We start from the raw sequence: 17857 nt of genomic DNA, 5'->3' as shown, positions 1-17857 counted from the left end.
AGGCAACGGTGCAGCTCCGGCCAGAACCCCTCGGCGCCAGCAGCCATCGGCGCCCGGCACACGTCACCGGGCGCCGGGTCCGATCAGGCCCGGGCGGGCCGGTGCTGCGCGGGGACGCTCTCCGCGGGTGCGTCGGCGACCTGGTCGACGCCCAGGTACCGCTCGAAGCCGGGCGGGACGACGACGTCGTCCCGGCACAGGTCGGCCACCGACTCCCGTCCGAGGCCGACCATCGCCGAGCCGAGGCCGTCACGCAGCACGTCGAGCACGTTCTCCACGCCGGCCTGCCCGTTGGCCGCCAGGCCCCAGAGGTAGGCGCGACCGATCATCACGGCCTTCGCGCCCAGGGCGAGGGCCTTGGCGACGTCGCCGCCGCGCCGGATGCCGCCGTCCAGCAACACCTCGACCTGGTCGCCGACGGCCTCGGCGATCGCCGGCAGGGCACGGATGGAGGCCGGGGTGCCGTCGAGGTTGTTGCCGCCGTGGTTGGAGACGGAGATCGCGGTGACCCCGGCGTCGACGGCCCGCCTGGCGTCGTCGACGCGCATCACGCCCTTGAGCATGAACGGCCGGTCATCACCCCACAGCTCCCGGAGCCAGGCGACGTCCTCCCAGGTCGGCATGGGCGACTGCATCCACATGCCGTAGGCCTCGAAGAAGGTGGGCGCCGGGTCGCCGGGGTGGGCGACCATGTTCGGCACGGTCAGGTCGGGCAGCTTCCTGGTCCGGGCGAAGTCCCACAGCCAGCTGGGCTTGAGGGCCACCTGCGGGGCGTACCGCCGCACCGCCTCGAGGTTGATGCGTTCGGGGATGAACGGGCTGCCCCAGTCGCGGCCGTAGGAGAACGACCAGTCCAGCGTGGCGATCAGCCCGGCCGCCCCGGCCCGCCGGGCCCGCTCGACCTTGGCGGCCATCAGGTCGCGGTCGCCGACCCAGTAGAGCTGGAAGAAGGTCTGCGGGTTGGCGGCGATGACCTCCTCCATCGGCTTGCTGGCCATCGACGAGAGCCCGATCGCGGTGCCGCGGGCGGCCGCGGCCCGCGCCACGGCGACCTCCCCGTCGGGGTGCACGGCCTGCACCCCGGTCGGGCTGATCAGCACCGGCAGCGCGAGGTCCTGGCCCATGACGCGGGTGGCCGTCTGCCGGCCGTTGGCCAGCCCGGCGGTGTGCGGGGCGAAGCCCAGCTCGGCGAAGGCGGCCAGGTTGTCGTCGACGGTCAACCCGCGCTCGGAGCCGGCGACCAACGCCCCGTAGACGCCCTTCGGCAACCGCCGCTTTGCCCGGCGCTGTGCCTCGGCCACCGTCTCGAACCACGCGTTCGCCATCTGCGCACTCCCCTGCTGCTCGGACCGGGGGACGCCGTCGTCCCCCGGTGCCTGCGGCCGCAGCCGCTGGCACTCAGTGCCACCGTAGCCGGGGAGAAGTGGTCTGGGACACAAGCCTTCCGCCTCCCGGACACCGCCCGCCGGGGCGCGCGACCCGGCGCGCGGTGACGCGCCGGGTCAGCCGGCTCGGATCGCCGAGACGTCGAACTCCACCTGGATCCGGTCGCTGACCAGGACGCCACCGGTCTCGAGGACCGCGTTCCAGGTCAGCTCCCAGTCGCTGCGCTTGATCGCCAGCGCGCCCTCGAAGCCGACCCGCGTGTTGCCGAACGGGTCCAGCGCCGAGCCGGTCAGGGTGAAGTCGATCTCGACGGTGCGGGTGACGTCCTTGATGGTCAGGTCGCCGGTGACCCGGTAGACCTCGTCGTCGACCTGCCGCACCGCGGTCGAGTCGAAGCGCATCTCCGGGAACCGCTCGACGTCCAGGAAGTCCGGCGAGCGCAGGTGCGCGTCGCGGTCGGGGGCGCCGGTGTCGATGCTGGCGGTGCGGATGCGCAGCGACACGGTGCTGGCACCCGGGTCGGCGGTGTCGAGATGGGCGGTGCCGGCGAACTCGGTGAACGCGCCGCGCACCGTCGTCACCATCGCGTGCCGTGCCCGCACGCCGATGCGGGTGTGCGCGGCGTCGACGACGTAGTCGCCGGTCACGTCGGCCAACGCGGCCGTCGCGGCGTCGAAGTCCGAGGCCGCGGGCTCGGGTGCCCGGTGCTTGCCCACGGTTCAGCCCTCCTGGTCGGGGTGGTCCACCCGGTGATCCTGACCGATGGGGGTGACATTCGGGCAGGGCGGTGACGTGCTGGGCACGCGAGGAGGGGCCGCCCGGTGCGAGCGGCCCCTCCTCGTCGGTGCTGGGTCGATCAGTACCAGCCGGCGGACTGCGACTGCGACCACGCGCCGCACGGCGAGCCGTACCGGTTGTTGATGTAGATCAGGCCGGCGTCGATCTGACGGTAGCCGTCGGAGGTCTTGGCGATCCCGGTGCCCTTCCAGGTGGAGTCCAGGAACTGCGGGATGCCGTAGGCGGTGCTGCGCGGGTTCTGCGCGTTGGGGTTCCAGCCGCTCTCCTTGCCCCACAGCTTCTCCAGGCAGGAGAACTGACCGGCGTCCCCGCCCAGCTGGGACAGCGCGTAGCTCTGGAAGGAGCCGGCCGGCGCGGCGGGGGCCGGGGCGGGGGCGGGGGCACCGCCACCGGAGGACCGGGAGCCGGACTGCGACCGCGGGGCTGCAGCCGCAGCCGCCTGCTCGGCCTTCCGCGCCTCCTCGGCTCTCCGTGCCTCCTCGGCCTTGCGCGCCTCCTCGGCCTTGCGCGCCTCCTCCGCGAGCCGCGCCTCCTCGGCCTTGCGCGCCTCCTCGGCCAGCCGTGCCTCTTCCGCGGCGACGGCGGCGGCCTGCGCCTGCTGCGCGGCGGCCTCGGCCTCCTGGCGCTGGCTGCGGTCGGCCGCCAGCGCCCCGAGCCGGTCGCCGACCTGCCCCTCGGCGACGACGGTGCTGGCGTGCTGGGCGGTGAGGCCCAGCTGGCTGGCGATGCTCACCGGCTCGGGCGCCGCGGTGGCCTGCGCGCCGGTCTGCCCGCTCACGACGACGTTCACCACGACCGCGCCGACCGCGGCGGCGGCCAGGTACATCGCCGGACGGCGCAGGCCGGCCGGGGGCGCCAGGCGGCGGGCGCGGCGGGAGGTCTCCTCTCCGGCGACGGGGAGGACCGTGGTGGGCAGGTCTCCGTCGGCCGGCAGGTCGTGCCCGGCGTGGTCGTGCGGGGTGGCGCGTGGGGACATGAAGGAGGGGGCTCCGGGCTCTTCCGTGGCCGCCTACCGGGTTAGCTGACGGATTCGGGCGGGAAGGCGCCCTACCCGGCCGGGCGCGTGCCCGGGCGGGATTCACCCCAGTGCTGCGGTGGGTCCCCGGATCGCTGCGATCAGCGACTCGGCGGCATCCGGCGCGGGCTCCCCGGGTGGGGACGTGACGTCCGGCCGGACCCGCCCACGGTAAGGCGCTTTACGACCTCGTGACAATGCTCCGTCGCCAGTTCGTCGGGATGTGCCACGACGCCCCTGGTCAGCGGGGTGTGATCCGTCCCGCAGGTCGCGCCGGTCGCACGCGTCTCAGGGCAGGCGCCAGACCGTCGTCCGGCGGACCTGCCCACCGTCGGCGTCCGGGACGGCGTGGGTGGCGGCCGGCAGCAGCCCTTCCCGCGGCAGGTAGGCGCGGCCCGGGTCCCCGAGCAGGACGGTGGCGCCGCGCAGCCAGTGGGTGCCCAGGTACGGCAGCACCCGGGCGGTCATCTCTCGGTCGTAGCAGACGTCCCCGGCCAGTACGACGTCCACGTCCGGCCCGTCCTCGCCCAGCACGTCGCCCACCACCTCGATCCCGGTGACCCCGTTGAGCTCGGCGTTGAGCGCGACCGCGGCGTGCGAGTAGGGGTCGACGTCGCTGGCGACGACGTGCGCGGCCCCGGCGAGCAGCGCCGCCACGGCGACCAGGCCGCTCCCGGCACCGAGGTCCAGCACCCGCTTGCCGGCGACCAGCTCCGGGGTGTCCAGGACGTACCGGGCCAGCGCCTGGCCGCCGGGCCAGGCCGCGGCCCAGAACGGCGGGTCCTGGCCGGCGCCGCCGGCCTCGGTCTCCATCGCCTCCCACAGGGCGACGACGTCGTCGGCGACGTGCAGCCGCACCTCGGGCACCAGGGTGGGCCGCTCGACCCGGGTGTGGGCCTGCAGGAAGGACGGCGGGACGCGGTCAGGGGCGGGCACCCGGACAGTGGACACCCACGGGCCCGGCCGCGCCCCGCCGGGGTGGTCTCAGTCCTCGCGGTCGCTCCGGACCACGGTGACGGGGCAGGGCGCGTGCCGGGTGACCTGGTCGCTGGTCGAGCCGAGCAGCAGGCCGGCGAAGCCACCGCGGCCACGGGCACCCACCACCAGCACGTCGGCCTGCCCGGCGGCGGCGATGAGCGCCTTCACCGGTGAGGTGTGCGCGACGTGGCAGGTGACCCCCGCGGCGCGGTCCTGGCCGAGCGCCGCGACGACGTCGGCCTCCAGGTCGGCCTGGACCGCCTTCTCGTAGTCGCTCACCGGCGGGACGTAGCCCGGCGACCAGCTGGCCGGCTGGGGCGCGGTGGCGATCCGCCAGGCACGGACGACGTGCAGCGGCCACCCGGCCCGCTCGGCCAGGCCGGCCGCCCACACGAGCGCCTCCTGGGCGCACCCGGAACCGTCGTGGCCGACGACGACGCCGCCCCCGACCGCCCCGGTCGACGTCTCCGCGGACGCCATGTCCCCAGCCGCGTTGCCCATGGCCTCGTCGACCTCCGCCGCGAGCGCGTCCCGCGTGCCGTCCTGCTCGGTCACCGCGTCCTCCTGTCCGTGCCCACCTGCCCCGTGTCTGCCACCGGCGACCGGGCTGGCTGCTCGCACCAGCCTGGCCCACCGGGCCGCCGGTCGCACAGAGCCGGAGGTCCCGGGTCAGCCGCCGTTCCGCACGAGGTGCACCGCGGCCTCCTCCGCCGACGCCCCTCCCCCGTCGATGCCCTCGTCCTCGGCGTACAGCTCGGCCTCCCGGTCGACCAGGCCGTCGTCGTCGGCGTCGGCCAGCCGGCCCGCGCGGTCGTCGCCGACCTCGTCGTCGAGGAGCTCGCCGTCGGTGCCGGCGTCGTCGCCCAGACCGTCACCCTCGTCGTCGCGGTCGTCGGTCCCGCCGTCGCGGAGCTCGCGGGCCAGCCGGCCGGAGAGGCTCTCGCCGGCCTCCTCCTCGCGCTCGGTGGTGCCCCAGCCGGTCGACACCCACGGCCGGTCGGGCGGGGACCAGCCCGCGGTGTCGTCGTCGGTGTCCGGTTCGAGGGTGTCCGAGACCGCGGCCACGGTGGCCGGGTCGGTGCCGTCGTGGTGCGTGCGCATGGCTGCCTCCGGGGGCCGGGCGGCGCTGACGGCGGTCAGCATCCCCCCGCGCGGCCACATCCACCAGGGTGTCGGGGACGGGCTCTCGGATCGCGCCGTCGGCCGACCTGCTCTTGACTGACCGTCGCGACCGGCGCGCGCCGGTCAGCGGATCGAGGGAACGGAGGACCGGCGTCCATGGAGCACTTCACCATCGCCACCGTCGCCGAGCAGAGTGCCGACTTCCGTCGGGTGCTGTGGACCGGCGAGCACACCCAGCTGGTGATCATGACGATCCCGCCGGGCGGGGAGATCGGCGAGGAGGTGCACGACGTCGACCAGATCCTGACCTTCGTCAGCGGCACCGCCAGGGCCAGGGTCGGCGGCCAGGAGAAGAAGGTCGCGCAGGGCGACCTGGTGGTCGTGCCGGCCGGCAAGAAGCACAACTTCGTCAACGACGGGGTCAACCCACTGGTGCTCTACACCGTCTACGGGCCGCCGGAGCACGCCGACAAGGCCGTGCACAAGACCAAGGAGGAGGCCGACGCGCTCGAGGAGGCCGGCAAGGACGAGCCGCCGTCCAGCGACTGACGCTCGCGACGTGCCGGGTCCGGCAGGCTGCACGACGTGACGTCGCAACCGGGCATCTTCGCCCTCGGCACCCCTGAGCACTGCCACCTCGAGCTCGACCTGGAGCCCGGCCGCTCCGCGGAGGACCTGGTCCGCGGGGTGGCCGGGCTGACCGGTCCGCTCTCCACGACCGGCGGCGTCAACGTGGTCGTCGGCTTCCGTCCGGAGCTGTGGGCCGCCGTCGCCCCGGCCGACGCACCGGCCGACGCCGCGGGGTTCGACGAACCGGTCGTCGGCGCCGGGCGCTACCGGATGCCGGCGACGCAGCACGACGCCTGGGTGTGGGTGGCCGGCGGCGACCGGACGGCGGTGTTCGACAACGCCCGGGCGGTGCTCGCCGCCCTCGCCGGTGTGGCCCGGGTGGCCGCCGAGGTGACCGGCTGGCTCTACCGGCACGACCGCGACCTGACCGGCTTCATCGACGGAACCGAGAACCCGTCCCTGCTGCGGGCGGCCGAGGTCGCCGCGGTGCCGGCCGGGGAACCGGGCGCCGGGGCGAGCGTCGTCCTGTTCCAGGTGTGGCGGCACGATTCCGCCACCTGGGAGTCGCTGGGCGAGTACGGCCAGGAACGGATGATGGGCCGGACCAAGGCGGACAGCATCGAGCTCCCCGACGACGAGCAGCTGCCCAGCGCGCACGTCGTGCGCACCACCGTGGAGGTGGACGGCGAGGAGCGGCAGGTCTTCCGGCGCAACGTGGCCTACGGCGGGGTCACCGACCACGGGACGGCGTTCGTCGGCTTCGCCCGGGACCGGTGGCGGCTGCACGAGATGCTGCGCCGGATGGCCGGGGCGACGGACGGTGTCCGGGACGGCCTGACCGGCTTCCTCACCCCGCTGACCGGCGCCTACTACACCTGCCCGGCGGTCGAGGCGCTCGCCCGGTTCGCCCCGCCCGAGCAGGACTGACCCCGTTCATGTTCAGCCCACCGGCCACGGGTAGGAGTGCGGCAGCAGGCGTCCGACCCACCGTCCGGAGGAGCACCCGTGGCACATCCGACCGTCGCCGTCCAGCTCGTGCAGATGCTCCGCGCCGCGGGGGTGGAACGGATCTACGGCGTGGTCGGTGACTCGCTGAACCCGATCGTCGACGCCGTCCGGCACACCGACGGCATCGAGTGGGTGCACGTGGCCAACGAGGAGGGCGGCGCCTTCGCCGCGGCGGCCGAGGCGCAGGTGACCGGGCGCCTGGCGGTCTGCGCGGGTTCCTGCGGGCCGGGCAACACCCACCTGATCCAGGGGCTGTACGACGCGCACCGCAGCGGGGCGCCGGTGCTGGCGATCGCCTCGCACATCCAGTCCCAGGAGATCGGGACGGCCTTCTTCCAGGAGACCCACCCGGAGCGGACGTTCCAGGACTGCTCGTCCTGGTGCGAGGTGGTCACCCCCAAGCAGATGCCGCAGGCGCTCCGGGTGGCGATCCAGACCGCCGTCGGCGAGCAGGGTGTCTCCGTCGTCGTGCTCCCCGGTGACCTGGCCGCCGAGGAGTCCGGTGGCGAGACCGTCGAGTCGGCGATGGTGGCCCGCCCCTCCCCCGTCCGGCCGCCGGCCGAGCAGGTGCAGGCGCTGGCCGACGCGATCAACGCCGCCGGCACGGTCACGCTGTTCTGCGGCGCCGGCTGCCGGGACGCCCACGACGAGGTGATGCAGCTGGCCGAGCACGTGCTCGCCCCGGTGGGGCACGCACTGGGCGGCAAGGAGTTCATCCAGTACGACAACCCCTACGACGTCGGCATGAGCGGCCTGCTCGGCTACGGCGCGGCGCACAAGGCGACGCACGAGGCCGACCTGCTGGTGCTGCTGGGCACCGACTTCCCGTACGTGAACTTCCTGCCGCAGGCGCGGACCGCGCAGGTCGATGCGGACGCCGCCCATCTGGGGCGGCGCAGCCCCCTCGAGGTGGCCGTGCACGGCGACGTCGGGGAGACGATCCGGGCGCTGCTGCCACTGCTGGAGCGCAAGACCGACCGGAGCTTCCTGGACGGGATGCTGCGTGACCACGCGGCGTCGCTGGAGAAGGTGGTCGACGCCTACACCCACCGGGTGGAGAAGATGCGGCCGATCCACCCGGAGTACGTGGCCGCGCAGCTGGACGAGCTCGCCGCGGACGACGCGGTGTTCACCGTGGACACCGGGATGTGCAACGTGTGGGCGGCGCGCTACCTGACGCCGAACGGCCGGCGGCGGGTGATCGGGTCGTTCCGGCACGGGTCGATGGCCAACGCGCTGCCGCACGCGATCGGGGCCCAGTTCGCCGCGCCCGGGCGGCAGGTGGTGTCGATGAGCGGGGACGGCGGGCTGGCGATGCTGCTCGGCGAGCTGATCACCGCCCGGCTGCACCGGCTGCCGGTCAAGATCGTGCTGTTCAACAACGCGTCGCTCGGCATGGTGAAGCTGGAGATGATGGTCGACGGCATCCCGGACTTCGAGACCGACCACGAGCCGACGGACTTCGCCGCGATCGCGGCCGCGGTCGGCATCCGGTCGATGCGGGTGGAGGACCCCCGGGAGGTGCGGGACACCCTCGCCGCGGGGCTGGCCGCGCCGGGGCCGGTGCTGATGGAGTTCGTGACCGACCCGAACGCGCTGTCCATCCCGCCGGCGATCACCGGTGAGCAGATCCGGGGGTTCGCGGCGACCGCGTCGAAGATGGTCCTGGGCGGCGGGGTCGGGAAGATGATCGACCTGGCCCGCAGCAACCTGCGGAACGTCCCGCGGCCGTGACCCGCACCCGTCCGTGGAGGTGACCGTGGCCCGGCCGGTGCTGCTGTTCGACGGCGACTGCGGCTTCTGCCAGCGGGTGGCCGGCTGGGCGCCGCGGGTGCTCCCCGCCGACGCGGAGGTGCTGGCCTGGCAGGCGGCCGACCTGCCTGCGCTGGCACCACGGCCGAGCGGGCGGCGCGTGAGGTGCTGTGGGTGCGGCGGTCGGGGCGGGTGGACGGCGGCGCTCAGGCGGTGGCGCACGCGCTGCTGGTGAGCCGCCGGCCGCTGCCGTTGCTGGGCCTCCTGCTGGTGCTGCCGCCGGTCCGCTGGCTCGCCGCGGCGGTGTACCGGCTGGTGGCGGCGAACCGGATGCGCCTGCCCGGCGGCACGCCCGCCTGCGCGCTGCCCACGCCACCGCCGGTCCGGGACCGCGGCGCCGGCTGACGCCGGCCAGTGCGGCCGCCCACCGCCCGCACTGATGACGCGAGCGTGCGGTCAGGCGGTCGTGCAGTCAGCCAGTCGTGCGGCCGGATCGCATGGGCAGGGCGGTCGTACGGCTGACGCGCGTGTGTCAGCCGCACGTGGGCGGAGCGCGCGTGCGGTCAGGCGGCGTGGCGGCGGGGTTCGCGGACCCCGTACCAGCCGGTGAGCAGGTGACTGCGCACCGAGGCAGGCAGCGCGCCCCACCGGAGGAGGGCGGCACGGGCGGGGAGTGCGCTGGCGGCAGCGAGTTGACCCAGTTCAAGCACGCGCTCCGGGCGCGGGCAGAACGGAGTGCGCTCGTGCAGCCCCGAGGCCAGGTGATGGTCGAAGGCCGCGAGGATGTCGGCCTGGTGCTCGGGGTCGAACCACTGCGGGCTCCGCGGCGAGCCCTGCGGGACGTCCTGACGGATCACGCTGCTCTTATCGGCACGAGCCTGCGTCGCCGGGACTCGAGTGGTCGACGAAGCGCGGCACAGCAACTACCGGCACACCAGTCACACCGATTGGACGGTGACCCGGCTCGCTGACCAGAGCCGTGCACGGTCGCAGCACCTCTCCCCGCAATCTCAGAAGGGCGGCGGGTCGTCGGCGGGCTCGGTCGGTCGTGATTCGGGGCCGGCGACTGGTGGCTCGGGCCCGCCGAATCGCTCGGCCGGTTCCGGCGGAGGTGGTCGGAGGCCGGGTGGTCGGGTGGTGCGGGTGACCCCGCTCGGGGTGGTGACCTGCAGCGTGCCGTCGGGGGTCATGGCGAAGTGCCAGCCGGGGGCGTGGGTCTTGAGCCGGTGGTGGCTGCGGCACAGGCAGCAGAGGTTGGCGCAGTCGGTCTCACCGCCGCAGGCGTGGGGGACGACGTGGTCGAGGTCGGCCCACCCCACGCGCTGGCCGCAGTTGGGGAAGCGGCAGCGCCGGTCGCGGGTGGTCACGAAGGCCCGTTGCCGTGCGGTGGGCTCGTAGCGCTCGGTGGGTGGCGGCGGCCCGAGCACCGGACAGCTGCACGACGCACCCCCGTCGCCCTGCTCGGCGTCGTTCTGCTCGGCGTCACGTTGCTCGGCGTCGCTCTGCTCGCCGTTGCTGGGGCCGGGGTGGTCGGGGCAGCCCCGCTCCGCCAGCCGCGCCAGCTCGGCCGGGGTGAGGGTGGCCAGCAGTTCCCCGTCCGGGCCGGTGATCGCGAACGTGAGGGTGCCGCCCTCAGGAGCGGCGAGCCCGAGCGCGCCGACCCGGGTGAGCAGGTCGCGCAGGTGGGCGGCGGTGATCGGCAGCCCGCTCACCTCACCCGGCGTCACCCCGCCCTCCAGCGCCGCCAGCGCGGCGGTGACCGTCAGGTTCGCCGCCACCAGCGGCAGGCCGTGGTCGGCGGGGCGGCGGACCAGCGCCGACAGCACGTGGGTGCGCAGCGCCCCGATCGGCCGGGGGTCACCGTCGGCCTTGAGCATCCGCGCCAACTGGTCGAGCAGATCGTGGCACTCGGCGGCCTCGTCGGCCGGCAGGTCCGCGGCCAGCACCGCCCGCCCATCAGCAGCGGAGGGATAGACGTACACGTCGGCGGCCTTCTCCGCCTCCGCCCGGCGCTCCTCGGCCGCGGCCGAATCGAACCGCAGCATGAGTTCGGTGGCGCGCTTGCCCAGCCCGGTCACCGACACGTCGGTCGCTTCACCCAGCAGCGCGTCCTCCACCCGGCCGGCGACCTCGGCGCTGGTGTGCTGCAACGCGTCGGCGAGCTGCTGGGCGCGGCGCTCGTCGAGCTCCCCGGCCCGCAGCGCGGCGAACGTGGCCGGCAGCTTCCGGGCCCAGGTCAACGCCCGGGTCAGCCGGATGGCCGCCGTTCCCCGCCCCACGTTGAGCACCGTGGCCAGCTCGGCGGTGAAGAACTCACTCACCTCACCGTCGGCCGGCTGCGCCGTCCACCCCGCCCGCCGCGCACCCGGATGGTCCGGCGGTGGATCAGCCGACCCCGGACGGTCGGCGGCCAGGGTGAGGATGAGCTCGGCTTCGTAGGCGGTGTCCTGCGCGCGGCGCCGCTGCACCCGCTGCAACTCCGCGGCCAACTCCTCATCGCTCAGCCACGCCGCCGGCAGCCGGGACGGCTCGACCGGGTGCTCCACCACCCAGTCGAGCAACACCCCCTCGACCACGCTCGACCCACGCCTCCGCGACATGAACCGAACATACGTTCGATCACCGACAGTTCCGGCGGCACGCGCAGGCCGCTCGCCCCAGGATCTGGCCGCTACAGCCCGCCGGCCACCCGCAGCACCGCACCCGTGCAGTAGGACGCCTCCGGGGACAGCAGCCAGGCGACCGCCGGCGCGATCTCGTCGGGCCGCCCGGCCCGTCCGAGCGGCACCCGGCCGACCACGCGGGCGGGCCGGCCGGGATCCCCCGCACCGGCGTGGATGCCGGTCTCCACCAGTCCGGGCGCGACGGCGTTGACGCGCACGCCGTCGTCCGCCAGCTCTTTCGCCAGGCCGACGACCAGCGCGTCGACCCCGGCCTTGGCGGCGGCGTAGTGCACGTACTCGTGGGGTGACCCCAGCGTCGCCGCGCTGGAGGAGACCGCGACGATCGCACCGCCCGGCCCTCCGCGCCGCCGTGACATGGTTCGGGCCGCCTGGCGGGCGCACAGCACGACGCCGAGCAGGTTGACGTCGAGCACCTGCCGGACGACGTCGACCGGGGTGTCGGCCAGGTCGCCGAGGTGCGCGGTCACCCCGGCGTTGGCGACCAGCCCGGTCACCGGGCCGAGCTCGGCGGCGGCCGTGGCGAAGAGCGCGTCGACGTCGGCCGGCTCGCTGACGTCGGCCCGGACGGCCACCGCCCGCGCGCCGGCCCTGCGTGCACCGGCGACCACCTGCTCGGCACTGCCCTCGTCGGCCCGGTAGCCGACGGCGACGTCGTGGCCGTCGCGCGCCAGCCGGGCGACCACCGCCGCACCGATGCCGCGCCCTCCCCCGGTGACGACGGTGACCGGACGGGACGCCGACTCGGCGGGGGCGCTCACAGCGGTGATCCTCGGTCCTGTCACCCCCCGACGGCAGACTCGGGGTGTGGAGACCTCCCCCGACAGCACGGCACCGGCACCGGCACCGGCCAGCACGCCGGAGGACGACAGCCGACCGCACGCGGTGGTCGCCCGGCTGCGTCCGCTGCTGCTCGCCGTGCAGGAGGCGCTCGCTGCGGGGATCGCGGTCAGCCGGCGGATCCACGCCGAGCACGGGTGGCAGCCCTCGGCCGACCGGCACCTGGACCACCAACTGGTCCGCCGGGAGGCGATGGAGCGGCTGCGGCCCTTCGGCGCGCACCTGGAGGACGGCCCGCTGAGCGGCCAGCTCGACCTGCTCGACCCGGGGTCGGACAACCTCGGCCTGCCGATGAGCGGCCTGATCCTGCACACCCCCACCGACGTGCTGCGGGTCTGGCACTCCGACGACGGCGAGCTGCCGGCCGCCGACACCCAGGGGCTGCGCGCGTTCTACCGGCAGCGGCCGGTGCTGCAGACCCAGCTGGCCCTCGACGACCCCGCCGAGGCCGGTCCCGCCCGCTCGCACGTGGCGCTGCTGTGGGCCGACGGCCGGCTGCCGGGCGGCGGGCCGGGGCTCGTCCGGTTCGACCTGGTCCGCCCCCGCGGCACGATCGGCCGGCGGGTCGACGTCGACTGGCACGTGGGCCTGCTCGACCGGCTCGCCGCCCGTGCGGCCTGACCGGTCCGGCCGCGCGCCGCCGCGACACGAGCGGACCCCGGGCGGGCCGGACGGCGGCCGGGGCCCCAGAATGGCCGGGTGCACAGAGGCAGGAACGTCGACCCAGAGATCGCCCGCTCGTGGCTGCTCGTCAACGGCGCCCGCAAGGAGCTGTTCGACGAGGCGCACGACTCCCGCGCCGACCAGATCGTCCTCGACATCGAGGACGCGGTCGACCCGGCCCGCAAGCCGGAGGCCCGCGCCGACGTCGTCGAGTGGCTCTCCAGCGGCGAGAAGCGCGCGTGGGTGCGGATCAACGACCACTCGACGCCCTTCTGGGCCGACGACGTCGCCGAGCTGGCCGGGCTGCCCGGCCTGAACGGCGTCATGCTGGCCAAGACCGAGGCCGCCGAGCACGTCACCGAGACCTACGACCGGCTCGGCGGCAAGACCCCGGTGCTCGCGCTGGTCGAGTCCGCGCTCGGCATCGAGGAGGCGGTGAACATCGCCCGCGCCCGCGGCGCGTTCCGCCTGGCGTTCGGCAGCGGCGACTACCGCCGCGACACCGGCACCAGCGCCGACGACCTGGCGATGGCCTACCCCCGCTCCCGCCTGGTCGTGGCCAGCCGGGTGGGCGGCCTGCCCGGCCCGATCGACGGGCCGACGGTGAGCACCAGCCACCCGATCCTGCGCGAGCAGTCCGCGACCACCGTCTCGCTGGGCCTCACCGGGAAGCTGTGCCTGCAGATGGACCAGCTGCCGGTGATCAACGAGGTCATCAGCCCGACGCCGTCCGACGTCGCCTGGGCGCGGGACTTCCTGGCCGACTTCGACGCCCGCGGCCAGGTCATCCGCGACGGCAGCGACCTCCCCCGGCTCGGCCGGGCCCGCAAGATCGAGAAGCTGGCCACCGCCTTCGGCGTCCAGCCGATCTGACGCGCCGGCGCGACCGACCGACGGCCCCCACCCACCGGGTGGGGGCCGTCGTGCGTTCAGGGGCGGGTACCGACGACGACGGTCGCGTCGAGGTCCTCGTCGTGCAGCACGGTGGTGCGCAGCCCGCCGGTGGCCACCGCGGCCTCGGTGACCGCAGCCTGCTCCTCGCTGGTCTCGATGAGCAGTGATCCGCCGGGCGAGAGCCACCCGCCCGCGCCGGCCGCGACCCGGCGGTGCACCGCGACGCCGTCCGGTCCGCCGTCCAGCGCGACCCGGGCCTCGTGCTCGCGCGCCTCGCGCGGCATCAGTGCGATCGCGTCCGTCGGCACGTAGGGGGCGTTGACCACCAGCACGTCCACCTGCCCGCGCAGCGACCACGGGAGGGCGTCGAACAGGTCGCCCTGCCGCACCCACGCGCCGAGCGGTGCCAGGTTCCGGCGGGCGCAGGCGACCGCCACGGGATCGATGTCGGCCGCGTGCAGCCGCACCGCGCCGACGGCGACCGCCACGGCCAGCCCGACCGCACCGGTGCCGCAGCACAGGTCGACGACGACGCTGCCCCGCCCGGCCCTGGCCACCGCCTCGGCCGCCAGGAACTCGGTACGGCGGCGCGGGACGAACACGCCCGGCGCCACGGCCACCCGCAGGCCGCAGAACCCGGCCCAGCCCAGCACCTGCTCCAGCGGCTCGCCGGCCACCCGCCGGGTCACCAGCTGCTCCAGGTGCCGGGGCCCGCGCGCGGCCTCGGCCAGCAGCTCCGCCTCCTCCTCGGCGAACACGCACCCGGCCGCGCGCAGTCGGGCCACCACGGTCGCGTGCGTGGTCGGATCGGGAGACGGCATCAGGTCGTCAGTGTGCGCCTGTCCCCCGCGACCGCATCGGGTCGATACGGTTCCGCTGACGAGCGGGAGGAGGGGCGCGTGGACCAGCGGGGCACCGGCTTCCCGGCGTTCGTCGCCGACGCGGAGCCCGACCTGCTCGGCACGGCGTTGCTGCTGACCGGGAACCGGTCCGCGGCCCGCGAGCTCCTCGTCGTGGCGCTGGCCCGCACCCACCGCCGGTGGCGCCACCTGGGGTCGCCCGGCGAGGCGCGGGAGGAGACCCGCGACGTGCTGGTCCGGGCCTCGCTGCGGGACGCCGGGGGCGGTGACGCGGTGGTGGTCGACGCCAGTGGCGACCACCAGCTCCCCGACGCCGACCGGACGTGGCTGCGGGCGCTCGCCGCCCTCGACCCGCGCACCCGGGCCGTCGCGGTGCTGCGGCTGCACGAGCAGCTCGACGAGCCGGCGGTCGCGGCGCTGCTGAGCTGCTCGACCACCGACGTCGCCGGAGCGCTCGCCGAGGCGCTGGCCGTCCTCGGGCCACTGCTCGCGGACGCGAACGCCGCACCGGGCGGCGCCCCCGCGGCACCCGCACCCACGCCCACGCCCACGCCGGGACCAGCCGCGGTCACCCGCGCACCCGCTGACGACGACGCGCTGGAGCACGACCCGGACGACGACCCGGACGCGGTCTATCGCCGGCCCGCCACCTCGCCGCCACCCCGCGCCCCCCGTCCACGGCCGACGCCGCTCCCTGCCCCCGTGCCGGTGCCGGCCGAACCGGACCGTCCGCCAACCGATGAGGACCCCGACGCGATCTACCGGCGGCCGTCGTGACGACCCCGGTCGAGCAGGCCGTCGCCGCCCGGCTGCGCGAGCTCACCGCCCTGGCCGATCCCCCGGACGGCACGAGCACCGCGGCCAGGGCGGCCGCGCTGGCCCGGAGTCGCCGCCGCCGCGCGGTCGCGTGGTGCGCCGGTGCCGTGGCCGTCGTCCTGCTGGCCACCGGCGCGTCGTTCGCCGGGACGACGGCCCGGGCGCCGGGCGCCGACCGGGCACCCCGGGCTCCGGTCGTCACCCCGCCTCCCGTCCTCTACGACGTGCCGGTGCGCGGCTCCCTCGCCGACGACGAGGAGTTCCTGGCCGCGGTGGCCGCGCTCGACTGGAGCCTCGACGTCGGGCTGGATGGCGTCTCCTACGGCGGGGACGCGCCGGCGCCGGAGCCGGGCACCCAGCGCGTGGTCTACGCCGGCGACGTCCCCGGGGGGCACCGCTGGGTCGTGGTGATCGCCCGCGCCGGAGCGCAGTGGACCTGGGCGTGGTTCACCGGCCCCCGGGGTGCCGAGCCCGCCGCGCTGACGCCCACCGTCACGTCGATGCCGATCACCGGCCGCGAGCGGCTGGCGCTCATGGACGCTTCTGCGGACACCGGGCCGCTGCTCGTCCTGGCCGAGCCCGGCGCGGTGGCGGAGTACTCCCCCAGCCTGGACCGTGCGCCCGACGGCGACCTGGTCCGCGACTTCGACCCGCTGCCGATGGTCGACGGGGCACCGCTGGGCGTGGTGGCGACACCCATCACCTGGGGCGCCGGTCAGGTGCGGATGAGCGCGGGCGCGCTGCCCGTCTACCCGTTCACCACCGGCGAGGGGCCGAGGTACCTGGAGTTCCCGACCGGCCCGATCGACGGCACCGACCTCCCGCCGTGCCTCGAGCAGCTCGGGATCGACGTCCAGCTGTCCCCCGACGGCCACCTGGAGGGCTGGGGCGACTCGCCCCCCGGCGAGCTGAGCAGCGCCGAGCAGGCGGCCCGGGAGGAGCAGATCGCTGCCTGCTTCCGCACCGCCGCCGGCGGATAGGGCCGCTCAGAGCTGCCGGTGGGCGGCGTCGGGGACGTCGGTGACGAACATGCGCCCCGGCGCGTGGGTGATCGCGAACGGCGGGCGGGACGCCCTCTGCGCCGCCTGCGGCGTGACCGCGCATGCCCAGAACACCGGCACGTCACCGGTCTGGAACTAGGTTCGGTCGCCAGCGGCACGATCCCCCGGCCAGTGACTCCGCCGCGGGCACCCCGACCCTCCTCCGCACCGGGAGCCAGCCATGGCAGCCGAACCGCAGCCCACCCCCGCCGAGCCGTCCACCGCGCCCGGCGGACGGCTGGCGTCGAGCACCCGGTCCACCCTGCTGGGCGCGATGTTCCTGATGGCCACCTCGGCCATCGGTCCCGGCTTCATCACCCAGACGACGACCTTCACGGTGCAGCTGGGCGCCGCGTTCGCGTTCGCGATCGTCATCTCGATCCTGATCGACATCGCGCTCCAGCTGAACGTCTGGCGGGTCATCGGCGTCAGCGGGCGGCGGGCCCAGGAGCTGGGCAACCTGGTCGCCCCCGGCCTGGGCTGGGTGATGGCCGCCTTCCTGCTGATCGGCGGGCTGGTGTTCAACATCGGCAACGTCAGCGGCGCGGGACTGGGCACCGACGCGATGCTGGGGCTCGACCCGAAGATCGGCGGCGCCCTCTCCGCGCTGATCGCCATCGGCATCTTCCTGAGCAGGCGGGCCGGGGTCGCCGTCGACCGGATCGTCGTCGCCCTCGGGCTGGTGATGATCGTGCTGACCAGCTACGTCGCGATCACCTCCGGCCCGCCGGTGGGCCAGGCCCTGCGCAACGTGGTGCTCCCCGAGGAGATCGACGTCCTGGCGATCACCACCCTGGTCGGCGGCACGATCGGCGGCTACATCGTCTACGCCGGCGCGCACCGACTGCTGGACTCGGGCGTCTCCGGCCCCGGCCGGGTCCGGGACATCACCCGGGGCTCGGTCACCGGCATCCTGATCACCGCGGTCATGCGGGTCGTGCTGTTCCTGGCGATCCTCGGCGTGGTCACCGGCGGTGCGGCGCTCGACCCGACCAACCAGGCGGCGTCGGCCTTCGAGCAGGCCGCCGGCGAGGTCGGCCTGCGGGTCTTCGGCATCGTGCTGTGGGCCGCGGCGATCACGAGCGTCATCGGCGCCTCCTACACCTCGGTGTCGTTCGTGACCTCCCGGACGGCGACCTCCGACCGCACCCGCACCTGGCTGGTCGTCGGGTTCATCGCGGTCACCTCGCTGGTCTACGTGCTGATCGGCACCGCACCCACCACGCTGCTGGTGTTCGCCGGGGCGTTCAACGGGCTGCTGCTGCCGATCGGGATCGCCGTCCTGCTGTGGGTGGCCACCCGCCGCACCGACCTGCTGAACGGTTACCGCTACCCGCGCTGGCTGCTCGCGATCGGCTGGGTCGCCTGGCTGCTGACCCTGTACCTGGCGGTGCGGTCGATCCAGCCCGTCATCGACCTGTTCTCGTGAGGGAG

At 75.1% G+C, this 17857-nt stretch carries 20 protein-coding genes and 1 riboswitch; of the genes, 9 read left to right on the top strand and 11 right to left on the bottom strand.

Features of this window, described 5'->3' with window-relative positions:
- Positions 1 to 83: 83 nt before the first annotated feature.
- The 6 genes from mftD to ACI79Y_RS08675 form a co-directional block, all read right to left on the bottom strand.
- Complete coding sequence (mftD, locus tag ACI79Y_RS08700) at positions 84 to 1325, bottom strand: pre-mycofactocin synthase MftD (protein ID WP_457158088.1); 1242 nt, start codon at positions 1323 to 1325, stop codon at positions 84 to 86.
- A 177-nt stretch (positions 1326 to 1502) separates the two neighbouring features.
- Positions 1503 to 2102 (bottom strand): YceI family protein, encoded by a 600-nt coding sequence (locus tag ACI79Y_RS08695; protein WP_457082645.1) that lies wholly within the window; start codon positions 2100 to 2102, stop codon positions 1503 to 1505.
- Positions 2103 to 2242: 140 nt separating this feature from the next.
- Positions 2243 to 3160: an aggregation-promoting factor C-terminal-like domain-containing protein gene (locus ACI79Y_RS08690; protein ID WP_457158087.1), complete on the bottom strand. Its 918-nt coding sequence runs from the start codon at positions 3158 to 3160 to the stop codon at positions 2243 to 2245.
- A gap of 15 nt (positions 3161 to 3175) precedes the next feature.
- Positions 3176 to 3324, bottom strand: a riboswitch (cyclic di-AMP (ydaO/yuaA leader).
- A gap of 163 nt (positions 3325 to 3487) precedes the next feature.
- A complete protein-coding gene (locus ACI79Y_RS08685; protein ID WP_457158086.1) occupies positions 3488 to 4135 on the bottom strand; it encodes a class I SAM-dependent methyltransferase in 648 nt (215 codons plus the stop codon).
- A gap of 48 nt (positions 4136 to 4183) precedes the next feature.
- Positions 4184 to 4732: a universal stress protein gene (locus tag ACI79Y_RS08680; protein ID WP_457158085.1), complete on the bottom strand. Its 549-nt coding sequence runs from the start codon at positions 4730 to 4732 to the stop codon at positions 4184 to 4186.
- Between the two features lie 114 nt (positions 4733 to 4846).
- Complete coding sequence (locus ACI79Y_RS08675; protein ID WP_457158084.1) at positions 4847 to 5278, bottom strand: DUF5709 domain-containing protein; 432 nt, start codon at positions 5276 to 5278, stop codon at positions 4847 to 4849.
- Between the two features lie 177 nt (positions 5279 to 5455).
- Here ACI79Y_RS08675 and ACI79Y_RS08670 point away from each other — a divergent pair, with 177 nt between their 5' ends.
- From ACI79Y_RS08670 to ACI79Y_RS08655, 4 genes are all read left to right on the top strand, one after another.
- Positions 5456 to 5848 carry a cupin domain-containing protein gene (locus tag ACI79Y_RS08670; protein ID WP_457158083.1) on the top strand — a complete coding sequence of 131 codons (393 nt, stop codon included), beginning with the start codon at positions 5456 to 5458 and terminating at the stop codon, positions 5846 to 5848.
- A gap of 36 nt (positions 5849 to 5884) precedes the next feature.
- Positions 5885 to 6796 (top strand): Dyp-type peroxidase, encoded by a 912-nt coding sequence (locus ACI79Y_RS08665; protein WP_457158082.1) that lies wholly within the window; start codon positions 5885 to 5887, stop codon positions 6794 to 6796.
- A gap of 78 nt (positions 6797 to 6874) precedes the next feature.
- Positions 6875 to 8611, top strand: a complete 1737-nt coding sequence (locus tag ACI79Y_RS08660; protein WP_457158081.1) for a pyruvate dehydrogenase — start codon at positions 6875 to 6877, stop codon at positions 8609 to 8611.
- A gap of 192 nt (positions 8612 to 8803) precedes the next feature.
- A complete protein-coding gene (locus tag ACI79Y_RS08655; RefSeq protein WP_457158080.1) occupies positions 8804 to 9034 on the top strand; it encodes a DCC1-like thiol-disulfide oxidoreductase family protein in 231 nt (76 codons plus the stop codon).
- A gap of 158 nt (positions 9035 to 9192) precedes the next feature.
- Here ACI79Y_RS08655 and ACI79Y_RS08650 read toward each other — a convergent pair whose 3' ends face one another.
- From ACI79Y_RS08650 to ACI79Y_RS08640, 3 genes are all read right to left on the bottom strand, one after another.
- Positions 9193 to 9486 carry a hypothetical protein gene (locus ACI79Y_RS08650; protein ID WP_457082663.1) on the bottom strand — a complete coding sequence of 98 codons (294 nt, stop codon included), beginning with the start codon at positions 9484 to 9486 and terminating at the stop codon, positions 9193 to 9195.
- A gap of 153 nt (positions 9487 to 9639) precedes the next feature.
- Positions 9640 to 11229, bottom strand: coding sequence for a DUF222 domain-containing protein (locus ACI79Y_RS08645; RefSeq protein ID WP_457158079.1), 1590 nt, complete (start codon positions 11227 to 11229; stop codon positions 9640 to 9642).
- A 71-nt stretch (positions 11230 to 11300) separates the two neighbouring features.
- Positions 11301 to 12071 (bottom strand): SDR family oxidoreductase, encoded by a 771-nt coding sequence (locus ACI79Y_RS08640; protein WP_457158078.1) that lies wholly within the window; start codon positions 12069 to 12071, stop codon positions 11301 to 11303.
- A gap of 46 nt (positions 12072 to 12117) precedes the next feature.
- Here ACI79Y_RS08640 and ACI79Y_RS08635 point away from each other — a divergent pair, with 46 nt between their 5' ends.
- Together ACI79Y_RS08635 and ACI79Y_RS08630 are read left to right on the top strand one after the other, a co-directional pair.
- Positions 12118 to 12771 carry a hypothetical protein gene (locus tag ACI79Y_RS08635; protein ID WP_457158077.1) on the top strand — a complete coding sequence of 218 codons (654 nt, stop codon included), beginning with the start codon at positions 12118 to 12120 and terminating at the stop codon, positions 12769 to 12771.
- Positions 12772 to 12849: 78 nt separating this feature from the next.
- Positions 12850 to 13686: an HpcH/HpaI aldolase/citrate lyase family protein gene (locus ACI79Y_RS08630; protein WP_457082671.1), complete on the top strand. Its 837-nt coding sequence runs from the start codon at positions 12850 to 12852 to the stop codon at positions 13684 to 13686.
- 56 nt (positions 13687 to 13742) lie between these two features.
- Here ACI79Y_RS08630 and ACI79Y_RS08625 read toward each other — a convergent pair whose 3' ends face one another.
- The gene (locus ACI79Y_RS08625) at positions 13743 to 14528 is read right to left on the bottom strand and encodes a putative protein N(5)-glutamine methyltransferase (RefSeq protein WP_457158076.1); all 786 of its coding nucleotides are present in this window, start codon (positions 14526 to 14528) and stop codon (positions 13743 to 13745) included.
- Positions 14529 to 14606: 78 nt separating this feature from the next.
- On the opposite strand from ACI79Y_RS08625, the gene ACI79Y_RS08620 reads away from it, so the two are divergent.
- Positions 14607 to 15344, top strand: a complete 738-nt coding sequence (locus ACI79Y_RS08620; protein WP_457158075.1) for a hypothetical protein — start codon at positions 14607 to 14609, stop codon at positions 15342 to 15344.
- Positions 15341 to 16363, top strand: a complete 1023-nt coding sequence (locus ACI79Y_RS08615) for a hypothetical protein (RefSeq protein WP_457158074.1) — start codon at positions 15341 to 15343, stop codon at positions 16361 to 16363. Before ACI79Y_RS08620 ends, ACI79Y_RS08615 begins: the two co-directional genes overlap by 4 nt.
- 6 nt (positions 16364 to 16369) lie before the next feature.
- Here the strand turns inward: ACI79Y_RS08615 and ACI79Y_RS08610 are convergent, their stop codons facing one another.
- Positions 16370 to 16504: a D-glutamate cyclase family protein gene (locus ACI79Y_RS08610; protein WP_457158073.1), complete on the bottom strand. Its 135-nt coding sequence runs from the start codon at positions 16502 to 16504 to the stop codon at positions 16370 to 16372.
- Positions 16505 to 16604: 100 nt separating this feature from the next.
- Between ACI79Y_RS08610 and ACI79Y_RS08605 the strand changes: the two genes are divergently transcribed.
- On the top strand, positions 16605 to 17852 hold the full coding sequence (locus ACI79Y_RS08605) for an NRAMP family divalent metal transporter (protein WP_457158072.1): 1248 nt from the start codon (positions 16605 to 16607) through the stop codon (positions 17850 to 17852).
- Positions 17853 to 17857: the final 5 nt, after the last annotated feature.

Source organism: Modestobacter sp. SYSU DS0875 (assembly GCF_054050915.1).
This window is presented reverse-complemented; position numbering and strand designations above follow the sequence as displayed.